The 15,001-nt window shown below is 67.8% G+C and carries 2 protein-coding genes; both read right to left on the reverse strand.

The window, feature by feature from the left end:
* Positions 1-33: 33 nt before the first annotated feature.
* Positions 34-14,106 carry an amino acid adenylation domain-containing protein gene (locus ACFC4D_RS34825; RefSeq protein ID WP_376069631.1) on the reverse strand — a complete coding sequence of 4,691 codons (14,073 nt, stop codon included), beginning with the start codon at positions 14,104-14,106 and terminating at the stop codon, positions 34-36.
* Positions 14,107-14,112: 6 nt separating this feature from the next.
* Positions 14,113-14,826 (reverse strand): DUF6875 domain-containing protein, encoded by a 714-nt coding sequence (locus ACFC4D_RS34830; RefSeq protein ID WP_375968464.1) that lies wholly within the window; start codon positions 14,824-14,826, stop codon positions 14,113-14,115.
* Between the last annotated feature and the right edge of the window lie 175 nt (positions 14,827-15,001).

Below are 15,001 nucleotides of genomic sequence, written 5' to 3' on the forward strand. Positions count from 1 at the left end.
GAAGCCATGCCAATAGGATTCGCCCGGCCACCCTCATAGCCGATCCAGATATGCGGTGATCAGCGGGCCGATCTCGGCCAGCGCGGCGGCGGTGACCAGTTGGTTGTGGGTGAACACGACCGGATGTTCGGTGATCGCGCCCGCGATGAACGGACGCCAGGTCGCGATATTCGGCGTCGGATCCGGATTGCCCGCGGCGGAGACGAACATCAGATCACCGTCGAAGACATCGGGTCGATGGTCGGAGATCTGCCGCAGCAGATGCTGCAGATCGCTGTAGAAGTGCTCGATTTCGGTTGCGGTGAACGAGATTCCGGAGGCGGCCAGCAGGTCCGCTGCCTGCGCGGGGGTTATGCCCTCGAGACCCGCGGGCACATCGATGCCGCCGAATTCGGCGAGCAGCATGGCCAGCGGCGGCAGGTCGGCATCGGCGGTGATCCGTACCTGAGCGCGGGCGTCCATCATGATCAACGATGGGACTCGCGCACCGCGACCGCGCAATTCGACCGCGATGGCGTGCGCGATGGGACCGCCCGCCGAATAGCCGAGCAGGTGATACGGCCCCTCGGGTTGCACCCGGCGGATCTCCTCGACATAGCGCACGGCCAGATCGCGAATCGTGCGGTCGGCGGTGCCGCCGTCGACCACGCCCGGCGATTGCAGTCCGTAGACCGGGTGGGCGCGATCGATGTACTGCACCAATCCGCCGTAGCACCACGCCAATCCGACCGCCGGATGGATACAGAACAGTGCCGGTCCGTCACCCGCCGGGCGCATGGGGAGCAGTACCCGCAGCGACGGTTCCACGCCCGGCTGTTCGGCGGCCTCGGCGAGCCGCCGGGCCAGCGCGGCGGGGGTGGGGTCCAGGAACATCCATTGCAGCGGCACCGGGATGCCGGTGCGTTCGCGAACCAGGGTGACCAGCTGCACCGCGGCCATGGAGTTGCCGCCGACCTCGAAGAAGTTGTCGTCCACGCCGATCCGATCGGCCGCCAGCACGGTCTCGAAGGATGCGGTGAGGGCGCGTTCGGCATCGGTGCGCGGGGCGCGGTAGGGACGCCGCTGCGGCTCGGGGTGAATATTCACCGCGGGGGCGTCCTCGTCATGAATCCTCGCCGTGAGGGGCGGGAGTCCACCCGCCTCGACCACACCGATCGGGGCGTCCGGGGTGGCGGTGACGGCGGCGATCAGGGCGATGAAGGCGTCGGTCATGGATCGTGCGGTGGCGCGGTCGAACAGATCGGTCGCGAAGGTGAGCGCACCGGTGATGCCTGCTGGTTCACCCGCGGGGCCGAACTGCTCGGCAAGCATCCATTCGAGATCGAACTTCGAACCGGGAGCAGGCGCCTCGAACGGGCGAATCTCCAAGCCCGGCAGTGTGGTTCGTGGAATCCGCACATTCTGGAAGGCCAGCAGCACCTGGAACAGCGGATGATGCGCGGTGGAGCGGGCCGGGGCAAGCGCCTCCACCAGGCGTTCGAAGGGCAGATCCATATTGCCGTAGACAGCCAGATCGGCGCGGCGGGTGGCCGCCAGGGTCGCGGCGAAGTTCGCGGCCGGGTTCAGGCGCGAGCGCAGTACGACCGTGTTCACGAACATGCCTACGAGATCATCGAATTCGCCGTCACCCCGGCCCGCCACCACTGAGCCGAGCGCGATGTCGGTCTCATCGGAGAGCCGGGCCAGCAGTACCGCCAGGGCGGCGTGCACCACCATGAACGGGCTCGCACCCTGTGCACGGGCGAGCACCTGGACGCGATCGTGAACCACTGCGGGAATGGCGAATTCGATGCGGTCGCCGATACCGGACGGGAGTTCGGGCCGGGGGCGATCGACCGGGATGCGGTGCACCTCGGGCAATCCGGCGAGCGTGCCGCGCCAGAAGTCCAGTTGGCGGTGCGCGAGGCTCTCCGGATCGGTGTCGGAGCCGAGCAGATCACGCTGCCAGAGCGCGTAATCGGCGTATTGCAGCGGGAGCGGGGTCCAGTTCGGCTTCTCACCCGATACCCGGGACAGATACGCGCCCAGCACGTCTCGTGCCAGCGGGGCCATGGACCAGCCGTCGGCGGCGATGTGATGTACGGCCAGCGCCAGCACCGCGTATTGGGGCGCGGTGTGCAGGACGCAGACACGTAGCGGAGGTTCGCGGGTGATGTCGAAGCCTCGGGACAGCTCCGACATCAGGCGCTGCGTGACTTCCCCTACGTTTGTGGCGATTTCGGTGACGGGGGTGGCTCCCGGCGTGGCGGGGAGGATCTCCTGATACGGCAGGCCGTCCGAGTCCACGGGGTAGATGGTGCGCAGGGTTTCGTGTCGTTCCACCACATCGTCGATGGCGGCGCGCAGTGCCGAGATATCCAGTGTCCCTTCGATTCCGAACGCACCCGGAATGTTGTAGACGGGCGATCCGGGGTCGTAGCGGTTGAGGAACCACATGCGCTGCTGTGCGGCCGAGAGCGGAATCCGTTCGGGACGCGGCCGAGGGCCGGGGCGGGGGCGATCGGCGGCCGCCCCCGAGACGACGAACGCGGCCAGTTCGGCCACCGTCGGTGCGTCGAAGAGGGCCCGGACCGGAACTGACCGATCGAGTAGACCACCCAGCCGGGCCACCACCTGGGTGGCAATGAGCGAATTACCGCCCAGGGCGAAGAAATCGTCATCGCGCCAGACCTGATCGATGCCGAGCACCTCGGCGAAGACCGCGGCCACCGCCTCCTCCTCGGGGCCGATCGCCGCCTCGTGCGTACCGGCGATGAGCTGCGGTGCGGGCAGGGCATCGCGGTCGAGCTTGCCGTTCGCGGTGCGCGGGAGCTCATCGAGCACCGTGATGGCAGCCGGGACCATATAGGACGGAAGCCTCTGCGCCACCGAACGCTTCAGCGCCACCGGATCCACCCCGGCTCCGGTCTCCGGAATCACGTAGGCGACCAGCATTCCGCCGCGAGCGTCCTCGCGCACCAGCGCGACGGCGCGGGCCACGGCCGGATCGGCGATCAGAGCGGCCTCCACCTCACCCAACTCGATGCGCAGGCCGCGCAGCTTCACCTGGGTATCGGTGCGGCCCAGATACTCCAGATCGCTATTGCGACGGCGGACCAGATCGCCCGTGCGGTACATGCGCCGCCCCGGCACGAACGGATCGGCGACGAAGCGGGCGGCGGTCAAATCTGCGCGGTTGTAATAGCCACGCGCCAAAGGGATTCCGGACAGATACAGCTCGCCGATCACACCCTCGGGGACGGGACGCATCCGATCATCCAAGACCAGTGCCCGCACACCCGGAGCGGGTGCGCCGATCGTGATCGGATCACCCGGGCGCAGCGGTGCACTGCCAGTTGCCCACACCGTGGTCTCGGTGGGGCCGTAGTCATTGAAGTGCAGGCGATTCGGCGCGGACCAGGCCGCGACCAGTTCGGGCGGGCAGGGCTCACCGCCGGTGATGATCACTCGCAGTCGATCCACACCTGCCGGGTCGACCGTCGCCAGCGCCGACGGTGTAATGGCGATGTGTGAGACCTGCTCCCGGGCGAGCAGTTCCGCGAGGTCCGCGCCCGCGAAGACAGTGGGCGGAGCCACCACCAGTGTCGCGGCCGCGCTCAACGCCATGGTCAATTCCAGCACCGAGGCGTCGAAACTCGGTGACGCCACCTGCAATACGCGGGAATCGGAGGTGATTCCGTCACGAACACGCTGTGCCTCGGCAAGATTCGCCAGACCGGCGTGCGTCACCACCACGCCCTTGGGCGCACCGGTCGATCCGGAGGTGAACATGACGTATGCGGGGTTCCCGGGGTGTGCCCGCAGTGCGAGGCCATCGAACGATCGGCCGAGCCGATCAGACTCTGCGGTGCGGCTTTGGTCGGCATCGTCACCTCGCGGCAGACTGGACTCGTCACTACGTTCGGTCTCGGGCTGCGCCGCAGCGGATTTCGCGGTGAAGTCGGCGTCGAGGCACCACCAGTCGACGGTATCGGGCAGACGGTCACGCTGTGCGGAAACCGTCAGGCCGAGGGGCACGCCGGAGACTTCGACGATGCGGGCTATGCGCTCGGGCGGGTACGCCGGGTCGACGGGGACGAAGGCCGCGCCGGTGCGGGTGATCGCCCAGATAGCGAGGATGGATTCGATCGAGCGCGGGATACCCACGGCCACCAGGGCTTCCGGCCCGGCTCCGGCGCGGGTGAGACTGTCGGAGAGCTGCCTCGAACGCTCATCGATCTCGCGGTACGTGAGTCGGCGGTCGCCGCAGGTCACCGCGATGCCCTCGGGGTTGGCGGCGACCGCTTCGGCCATGAGTTGGGCCAGTGTGCGGGGCGCGGCAGCCGGGGTCATCTCGGTTGACAGCTGATCCCGCTCGGCGGTCGTCAGCAGGTCGATATCGCCCACCGGCAATTCGGGATCGGCCGTGACCGTGGCCAGCAGCCGCACCAGGCGATCGGCGAACGCGGCGACCGTTGATTCGTCGAAAAGGTCTGTGGCATAGGCGCATCGCAGTTGCGTGCCATCCGCATCCGCGACCACCGTCACACTCAGGTCGAATCGAGTGTTGCTCTGCGGCAGATCGATTGGAGCCACCGTCAGCTCGGGCAGGCGGAGTTCCGGAATCGTCAGGTTCTGGTACACCAGCATGATCTGCACCAGCGGATGCCGGGCCTCCGAACGCGCCGGGGCGAGCACCTCGACCAGTCGCTCGAACGGCACATCGGCATGCTCGAAGGCGGCCAGATCGGACTCCCGCACCCGGTCCACCAGGGCGGCGAAGCTCTCCCCCGGCTCGACGCCGGTGCGCAGCACCAGGGTGTTCACGAACATTCCGACCAGCTCATCGAGGTCCCGATGCCCGCGCCCCGCCACCGGGGTGCCCACCACCACGTCCCCGCTGCCGCTCAGCCGGGCCAGCAGCACCGCCAGCGCGGCGTGTACGACCATGAACGGGGTAGCCCGGTGCCTCCGGGCAAAACGGTCGATTCCGGCCGTCAGGGTGCCGTCCAGCCGGGCTGTCGTCTCCCCCGCGCGATGGCTCGCACGCGCCGGACGCGGCCGATCGGCGGGCAACTCGACGTGATCCGGCAATCCCGCCAATGTCCGTGACCAGTACTCCACCTGCCGAGCCAGCAGCGACCCGGAATCCCCCTCATCCCCGAGCCGCGCCAACTGCCACAGCGTGTAGTCCGCGTACTGCACCGGCAGCTCCGCCCACGCGGGCCGCTGCCCCGCCGCCCGCATCGCATACGCCGCCGCCACATCCCGGGTCAGCGGAGCCATCGAGAAACCATCGGTGGCGATATGGTGCGCAACCAACACGATGACATGCTCTTCCACATCCGAGTCTGCATGCGATGCCGCAGCGCCTTGATCAGATACGGCGAGCGGCCCATTCGAGGGCACCGGAAGCGACCCGCCCGGCATAATGCGGAACAGCCGCAAGCGCAAAGGGACAGCCGCGGTGACGTCGAAACCGCTTGTCACAGTATCGATCACCGCGGCAGCCAGTCCTTCGGCGGCAATCGCGACGGGTTCCAGATTCAGCGGCACCTCGTCGACGGTGAGCACAAGCTGCCCGCCGACGCCGTCGATATCGGGGTACACGGTGCGCAGGCTCTCATGCCGCTCGAGCACATCGCGAAGCGCGGCCCGCAGCGCGACCCGGTCCAATCGGCCCGAAAGCCGCAGCGCCACAGGCACGTTGTACGCGGGCGAAGCGGGATCGTAGCGATTCACGAACCACATGCGCTGCTGCGCGGGCGACAGCGGCACCGGATCCGGGCGCGGGCCCGGCACCAGCGCAGGACCGGATACGCGGCGCACCTCGGTCTCGGTCAACAGCCGAGCCAGATCGGCGACAACCGGAGCATCGAACAGCAGTCGAACCGGCACGGGAGAACCCAGCTCGGCTGCGAGGCGGGCCGCCACCCGGGTAGCGATCAGCGAATCGCCACCGAGGGCGAAGAAATCGTCACGAGCACCCACACGTTCATGACCGAGCACCTCGGCGAAAGTCTCGGCGATCAACACCTCGACCCCAACCGGCTCGACGTACTCCGCTTGCGCCACTTCAGGTTCCGGCAGCGCGCGCAAATCGATCTTGCCGGTCCGGGTCCGAGGCAATTCCGCGAGGATCTGAATGCTCGACGGCATCAGATAACGCGGCAGCCGAACCACAGCCCAGGACATGAGGTCCGTCGCGGCCACGTGCGCCGTCACAGCTGCGGCGAGGGTGACGTAAGAAACCAACATTGTTGCACCGGTAGCGGTTTCCCGCGCCACGGTAACCGAGGACTCCACCCGCGGATGGGTGACGAGCATGGCATCGACTTCACCGGGCTCGACGCGAATCCCACGCACCTTCACCTGAAAATCCGTACGCCCCACATACTCGAATCCCGCCGCGGTACAGCGCATCAGGTCACCGGTGCGGTACATACGCTGTCCGGCAGAATACGGATCGGCGACGAACCGGCTCGCGGAAAGTCCTGCGCGCCCGGCATATCCGCGTGCCACGCCCGGACCGGACACATACAGCTCACCGACGGCTCCCATCGGTACCGGGCGCAACCAGCCGTCAAGCACCAGCAGGGTCGCACCGGGGACCGGAGCGCCCAACACGGCGGCAGTCTCGGCCATCATCGGCTCGCCGTATGCGGCGGCGATCGTGGTCTCGGCTGGTCCGTACGAGTTCACCATGATGCGTCGCGGCATGTCGCGGGTAGCGGTCATGCGGGTTACCAGGGCGGGTGGGCAGGGCTCGCCGCCGGTCGCGATGACGCGGACCGAGTTCAGGGCCTCGACGTCCACGGTCGCGAGGACGGTGGGGGTGCAGATCAGGTGGGTGGTCGAGCTCGCGATGAGAGCGGCGCCGAGTTCGGCACCGGCGTTCGCTTCCGGCGGGGCCACGACCAGTGTTCCTCCGGCCGCGAAAGTGCTGAGCCACACCAGGATCGCGGCGTCGAAGGCCGGGTTGAGGCAGTGCAGCACTCGGGTGTCGCGGTTGAGGAGACAGTGCTGCGCGGTGGCATTCGTGAGGTTCGCCAGGCCGGTATGGGTGATGGTCACGCCCTTCGGTGTGCCGGTGGAGCCGGAGGTGAAGATGACGTAGGCCGCGTGGTCGGGGCGCAAGGGGGTGGTGCGGTCGGCGTCGGTGATCCGGTCGGCGGGCGACTCTGCCAGCAGGGCAGACGTTTTCGCGGAGTCGAGCAGCAGCCAGGGCAAATCCTGCGGTAGATCGCCGGATACCGTGGAATCGGCGATGCCGAGCAAGGCATCACATTCGGCGGCGATGGCCGCGGTCCGGTTCGCGGGCTGGGAGATATCCACCGGAGCGAAAGCCGCGCCGGATTTGGCGATGGCCCAGATGGCCACCATGGCGGAGAGCGTGCGCGGGAGCGCGACGAGTACCGTCCGCTCCGGCCCCGCCCCGGCTTCGATCAGCAGGCGCGCCAAACTATTTGATCGAGCGTCGAGATCCGCGTAGGTCATGACCCCCGCGCCGAGCCCGGAGCGGTCGAGCACGCCGGAGCCTTCTCGCGGGTCCATGACGCGCCCCGCACCACCGTAAGCCTCAGTACGCGCAACCGCGTTCAGTCCGGACTCGGTGAACGCGACCGTATCCACGTCGGCCTCGGTGAGCGCGACCGCGTCCGGCAGCCCGGCGGCGATGAGCAGGTCGGGGAGCAGGCGTATCGGATCGGCCGGTGCGCCGTGCCGGACGGCCGGGGAATCCAGCACATCGCCGGAGGACAAGGCGCTGACTCGGCGTTGCGGATCCTCGGTGAGGGCGATCAGCAGGTGCGCGAGGGACGCTGCTATCGAATTCGCTTGCGTGTCATCGAAATAGCGGGGTGATCTGGTCAGCTCCAGGCGTAATCCGGTATTGGCGTAGGTGGCCAGGGAGAGGGGGTAGTGGGTGCCGTCGTGTGCGCGGATGCTGGTTACGGACAGTTCGGCTTGGTGGGTGGCGGCGGTCAGGGCGGCGGCGTCGACCGGGTAGGACTCGAAAACCGTTGCGGTGTCGAAGAGGGGGCCGAGGCCGGTGTGGGCGTGGATCTCGTCCAGGCCGAGGTACTGTGCGTCGGCGAGGGCGGCCTGTTCACGCTGTACGCGGGTCAGGAGATCGGCGACGGTTTCGCGCGGGTTCAGGGTGATGCGGACCGGGACGGTGTTCACCAGCATGCCAACCATGCGGTCGGAACCCGGTAGCTCCGGTGGCCGTCCGGAAACCGTTGCGCCGAAGACGATATCGGCCGAGCCGGTGAGCGTGCCGAGCAGCAGCGCCCACGCCGACTGGACGATGGTGTTCACGGTGACCTGGCAAGAGGCGGCCAGTGCGCGCAGACGTTCGGCGGCGTCATCCGGCAGGGGAACCGCGTGCGCGACCGGTGCGGTGGCTGTATCGGCGCGCGGGGCGGCGGGCGCGACCAAGGTCGGGCCGTCGAGATCGGCCAGCGAGCGCGCCCACACGTCCCGGGCCCGCTCGGTATCGCGGCCGGAGAGCCATGCGAGGTAGTCGCCGAACGGGACCGGCGGCGCGAATCCGCTGTCGTCCCCGGAGGTTTCGTACAGGCCGACGAGTTCGGCGAACAGCAGCGGCATGGACCAGCCGTCGAGAATCAGGTGGTGGTTCGTGATGACGAGCCGATACCGGTGCTCGCCCATCGCGAGGCACAGGAATCTGATGAGCGGCGGCTTCGGCACGTCGAAAGGCTTCGAAAGCTCCTGCGCCGCTATCGCATCCAACTCCGACTCGGTCGCGCCGAAAGCCTCGCGATACTCGCACGGGGCCTGCGCGCGGGCGGCGATGACCTGCACCGCGTGCTCTCCCGACTGCGTGAAACCCGCCCGCAGCACTTCATGCCGTTGGACCAGCGCCTGGGTGGCCGCCGTCAGGCGAGCCGGATCCAGATCGCCTTCCACATCGATGACTGCCTGCACCGAATACCCATCGGCCTCGCCCCCGGCCAATTGCGCCTGGAACAGCAGTCCGCGTTGCAGCGGGGTCAGCGGCAGCGCGGTGTCCAACCGTCCGTAATCCCGCTCCCACGAATCAATTTCGCACTGCGTGACAGCCAAGAGAGGCACATCGACCGGTGTGATTCCACCGGCCTCCGGATCGCGAATCGAATCGGCGATCTCCTCCACCGCCGCCGCCCAGTCGCGCGCGAGTGTCTCGACTTCACCGCTCTCGATAGCCCCGGGGGCGTACTGCCACACCGCCCGAATCCGCAGTCCGCGCTCCGACTCCAATGCCACCGCGTCCACGGAAACCACGGCGGCCAAAGGCATTTCCGGGTCAGCGTGACCGCCGAGACGGGCCGCCATCCCTACCGGCAACCACTCCCCCGCAATCTCGAGCGCCGGAATCACGCCGAGATAGTTGAACCCCACCTGTGGCTCCGGTAACCGAGCCAGGCCCGCACCGGTGTTCCCGTTCGAATACCGCAGCAGCCCGTATCCGAGTCCGCCCCGGGGCACACTTCGCAATTGCTCCTTGACCAGTTTCAACGCTCCCACCGCCGAATCCACGGCAACGGGTCCCAGTCGTACCGGCACCTGCGCGGTGAACCAGCCGACGGTCCGCGACAGCTCCGCGCCCGGCACCACCGTCTCGTCCCGCCCGTGTCGCTCGACTGCGACAACGGTTTCCGAGTCGACGGTCCCGCGGCGACGAGCCAACGCCAGGGCCAGCCCGGCCAGCAGCGCATCTTCGACGCCGCAGCGATAGGCGGCGGCGATCCGGCTCACCAATATTGCAGAGGCGGTATCGGATATCTCGACTTCGAGCCGCCCAACCGAGTTGTGCGTATCGACCGCCGGGTCCAGCCGCCTCGTGCCCAACAGCGGGTCCTCGGCCAAAACCGTTCGCCAGTAGCCATATTCACTGCTGGGCCACACCGGGGTCTCGACGCCCGGCATTGCCTCCGTGCCCGCCAAGTCGCGGGCTTCCGCGATATCGCGCAACGCGTGCGCCCAAGCACGCATGGAGGTGCCGGTGGGTTGCAGGACCGGAACGGCCCCGGCGGAAGCCTGGGACCAGGCAGACATCAGGTCCGGCAATAGAATTCGCCACGACACCGCGTCACAGGCCAGATGGTGCACCGCGATCACGAGTCGGCCGGATACGCCGGGACCCGCATCCAGCCAGGTGAGCGCGACCATGATTCCGGCACGCGGGTTCAACCGCGTCACCGCCGCGGCCAACTCGGGTCCGATCGCATCGGCAATATCTGATGCCGTATCGCGGGACGGTCGGGTGACGGTCTGCGAGACCGTCGAATCGTATTGGGCACAAGCGACTCTCGCGAGCAGAGCGGCGGCATCCACCAGGTGCGGCGGCTGCACCTCCAACTCCAGCCCGGATGCGGCCGGAACGATACGAGCGCGCAGCATGTCATGCCGCTCCAGCAGCGCCTGAACGGTGCGGGTCAGCGCCGCACGGTCGATTCCCAGCGGCAGCTGAACGACCATCGATTGGGCGAAATGCTCCCAGCCCGGCCGGGACAACAACCACGCCGCGACCGGGGTGAGCGGCAGCCGACCCACACCACCACCGGGCAACTCGGCGAGCTGCGCGGGACGATCATCCGCGAGAGCGACAACGGCGGCCAGACCCGCCGGGGTGCGGTGCTCGAAAACCTCCCGCGCCGAGAAGATCAACCCCGCCGCCCGCGCCCGCGAGACCAGCGTGATCGCCATGATCGAATCGCCGCCCAGCGCGAAGAACGAGGTATGCGGCCCCACCTCGGCCGTACCGAGAATCTCGGCGAACAGCGTGCACAGCATCCGCTCGGTCGCACTCGCCGGTTCCGCGCGCTGAACAGGCTGCGCGACAACGGGTTCGGGCAGCGCCCGCCGATCAACCTTGCCATTCGCCGTCAGCGGCAACGCCCCCAGCACGGTGACCGTGCCCGGCACCATATAGGGCGGCAGCCGCCGCGCGGCATGATCCAGCAGATCCGCCTCGGTGACATTCACCCCCGCGTGCGGCACGACATACGCCGCCAGCACCGTCCCCCCACTCGGCCCCGGCCGCGCCACCGTAACCGCGATCTCCACCGCCGCATGCGCATTCAGCGCCGCATCGATCTCCCCCAGCTCGATCCGCATACCCCGCAACTTGACCTGGAAGTCTCCTCGCCCCACGTACTCCAGCACCAGGGCGGGGCGGCTGCCGCGCAGTTCGGAATCCACTTCCGACGCAGCGGGAGTCGAGACCGACCCGAGCGTCCAGCGGACCAGATCGCCGGTGCGGTACATGCGACCGCCACCGGGGGCGGGGACGAAGCGTTCGGCGGTCAGGCCGGGTCTGCCGACGTAGCCGCGTGCGACACCGGGGCCGGTCACATACAACTCACCGGCGACGCCGATGGGGACCGGGCGCAGCCAGCGATCCAGGACCAGCATGCCCGCACCGGGGATGGGGTCGCCGATGCCCGCGTTCTCACCGGGCACCAGGCCCTTGGTGTAGGTGACGGCTACGGTGGATTCGCTGGGGCCGTAGGAGTTGAGCAGGTCGCGGCCGATTCCGAAGCGCGCCACTATATCCGGCGGGGTCGGCTCGCCGCCGGAGGAGACCGCGCGCACGCCGTCCAGAGCATCCGGCTCCAGGGTGGACAGCACCGCCGGGGTGGAACACACCTGGGTGATGCCGTAATCGCGGACCAACGCCGCCAACTCGTCCCCGAGCACCGGATCGGATTCGGCGACAACCAATGTCGTGCCGGAGGCAAAGGCCATCAGCCATTCCAGCACCGACGCGTCGAAACTCGGGTTCAGGCATTGCAGCACCCGGGCACCAGGGGCGACCCGGTATGAATCAACCACCGCCGCAGCCAAACCCGCGAGACCCGCATGGGTCACCACCACACCCTTGGGCGTCCCCGTCGACCCGGAGGTGAACACCACGTACGCCGGGTTGGCCAGCCGTGGCCGACCGCGCAGCTCATGCGCGGCCAGCGGATCGGCGGAGTACCGCACCCCGGGGCCTTTGCCGCCCAGGTTATTCGGCGAATCCGGGCCTGCGCCGCGATGCAGCGCATCCACTGCAGCAGGCGCAGAATCCCCATCGGGGCGATCGGACGCGGGAATACCGGGAACGTCCTCGGTGGGCGCTCCAACGGAGTCAGGGGCACTCGGTCCAGCGGTCGCGACAGGCGGTGCGCTCCGCAGACCCTGGATGAACGATTCGTTCGTCACGCGTTCGGCCGGGCCGTCCGCGTCGGGCTGCTCGGAGAGCAAGTGGTCCAGGGGAATCCAGCGCACCGCGTCGGGCAGGTCGGCGCAATTCGTAAGGGTCAGGCCCAGGGTCGCGCCGCATTCGGAGGCGATGCGCGCCATTCGGTCGGCGGGCATGGCGGTGCCCAGCGGTACGAAGGCGGCCCCGGTCTTGGCCACCGCCCACAGCGCGACCATCGCCTCGATGGAGCGTGGGAGGGCCAGCAGCACAGTGGATTCCGGGCCGAGCGCCGGGGATGACGCGTGTGCGGCTTCGGCGGATTCGTGTAGGAGCCTGCGCGCCAGGCGATTCGACAGCGCGTCGAGTTCGCCGTACGTGAGTTGGCGGTCTCGGCCTATGACGGCGAGGCCGTCACGCCCTGCCTGTCGCAGCCCCGCTGCCAGAATCTCCGGTAGCAGGCGGGGTTCCGGGGCTTTCGCGCCGTGTGAACCCGCGAGCAGTGGCTTCTCGTCGGCGGTGTAGTACTCCAGGGATGTCAGCGGCGTATCGGCCTCGGCGGACAGCAGGGATTCGAGCAGGGTCAGGAAGCGGCGGTGCTGGCGGGAGAGCGAATCCTCTTCGTACAGACGGGGATTCGCCGCGAAGTCGACGTGAATCGGTGCGCCCGCACCATGCTGGTAGAAGTTGACGAACAGGTCCTCGATCGGGCCTGAGGTCAGCACGTGCAGGCTGGAATCGACTCCCGCGAAGTCGATTCCGGCCGGGAACAGCATGATGTTGATGACCGGGCCGACGAAGCCGCGACCGAACTCCGGCCGTGCCGCGTCCCCTCGATCCTCGCCCGGCCGCATACCGTCGCCGCCCGACGGCACCCCCGAATCAGACTCGGCATCCACGCCGTTCGTGGGCCGATCCCCCGCACCCCAGTGCATATCCTCGGCGCGAAAACGCTGGTGGCGCAAGGCTCCCGAGGCCGCCACCCGAACCGCGTCGAGAACCTCGCCCACCGTGCCCTCGCGGGGCACGCGGAGGCGCAACGGCACCACATTGGCGATCATGCCGCCGGAGCGGCGCAGTACCGCCGTGGTGCGGCCCGAGACCGGCAGGCTCAGCACCACATCCTCGGTGGCGGTCAGTCGCGCGTAGTACAGCGCGAGCGCCGCCATCACCACGGTCGCCGAACTGGCGTCGAAGCGATGCGCCGCGCTCTCCAGGCGTGCGGCGATATCGGCTCCGAGTTGGGCGCGGGCTTCGCGGCCCAGGGCGCAGGCGGGGGCGGTGGCCGAGACCAGGCTGCACCGTTCGGGCATGCCCGCGGTGACCTCGCGCCAGTACCGCTCATCGGAGCCGAAGCGGCTCGAATCACGGTATGCCAGTTCGGCTTCGTGCACCTGTAGCAGGGAAGCGGCGGTGCCCGCGGGCGCGGGTTCGCCGCGTACGGCCGCGTTGTACAGCTCGGCGACCCGGTACAGCATGGTCACCGAACCGAATCCGTCGATGAGAATGTGGTGGGCGCGGGTGTACCAGAGGTGATGGTCGGGCCCGACCCGGATCACCACGGTGATGCCCGCCCGCTCACCCAGCAGATCGATGGGGGCAGCCACATCCGCGCGCATCCATTCCAGCGCCGCCGCAACGGGTTCCGCCCGATCGGCGAAGTCCGCGAACTCCACCGCGGGCTCGATATTGGGGTCGACGACCTGGTAGGGCCGGTCCTCGATCTCCACCAATCGCAGTACGCCGGAACCGAATTCGCGCCCGGCGACGGCCGCGGCGTTACGCAGTGCCCCCAGATCGAGCGGCCCGCGCATCTCGATGTACTGCGCCTCCGACAACGGCACGCTCGGATCCAGTTGCTGCGCATACCACATGCCGAGCTGGGCCGGGGAGAGCGGGAAGACTGTGGCGGTCTGTTCCGCCGCGAGTTCGCGCGTCATAACGCCTCATCGAGTACCGGTCGAACACGATTCGTCTTCCCGCTGTTCCTCATACGCCGGAACCCAGGAGTCGGGACGGGCCGTCAGGCGACCCACCATGACCGTCCGCACATGTGCGGGCAGACCGGGTGCGAACTTGCGCACATACGCGTCCATCCATTCCGGCTTTTCCAGCAGGAAAGGAAAATCGGTTGTCATCATCGAGCGCACCACCAACATGGGCAATGGCGCGTCCAATGGCCGGAAGTCTTTGTTCCACAATCCCGGCTGATCGCATCCCGGATAGAATTGCCCGAGCATCGCACCGCGTTCGACGAATTTGGTCTTGAATTCCGCGTGAATCTCGTCGATCAATGAATAGTCAACTAAATTCGGGAATACCGTGATCATTCCGCGCAACACCGATGTCGAACTGCCATTGCCCGTCGGCAGTTCGGGATAGACCTCGAGGGCGTCCTCGATGATGGCCCGCACCCACATCGGTCGCGGCTCCGCGGCCGGGACCTGCGCGAGCCACAGCAGGTCCCGCCGCATGGACGGTTTCACATACGGACATACCGGTCCGTCACGGCCCAGTTCGGGACTGGGTCGGGTCAGAAAGGAATCAGCCCAAGATCGAAAGGCCGCAACCGTGGAACGGGCGGCAGGACAAGACGATCCAGAGTCCCCCAATGAGACCCATTGCAGCCCCGAACGGGGGCCGATAACAAGCTCGCTCATGACTCACCTCGACAGATTGAGCTACAGCGACAGGCGCCGTTGCCCCATACCTATCAATACTGCTCCGGTCATGGGCCGTTAACACGAGTAGTGGCATACCCAATTGCCAATCAGCGCCCCGAATTTCAGGGGCAACCGAATAAAGAAAAGACCGGTCAGGCATTGACCGGTCTTC

It is taken from the genome of Nocardia sp. NPDC056000, from assembly GCF_042269265.1.
Taxonomy (GTDB): Bacteria; Actinomycetota; Actinomycetes; order Mycobacteriales; family Mycobacteriaceae; genus Nocardia.

What these genes read in the sequence shown, in the direction of transcription:
- ACFC4D_RS34830 (WP_375968464.1), bottom strand. Translation starts at nt 14,826, where the DNA reads ATGAGCGAGCTTGTTATCGGCCCCCGTTCGGGGCTGCAATGGGTCTCA.
- ACFC4D_RS34825 (WP_376069631.1), bottom strand. Translation starts at nt 14,106, where the DNA reads ATGACGCGCGAACTCGCGGCGGAACAGACCGCCACAGTCTTCCCGCTC.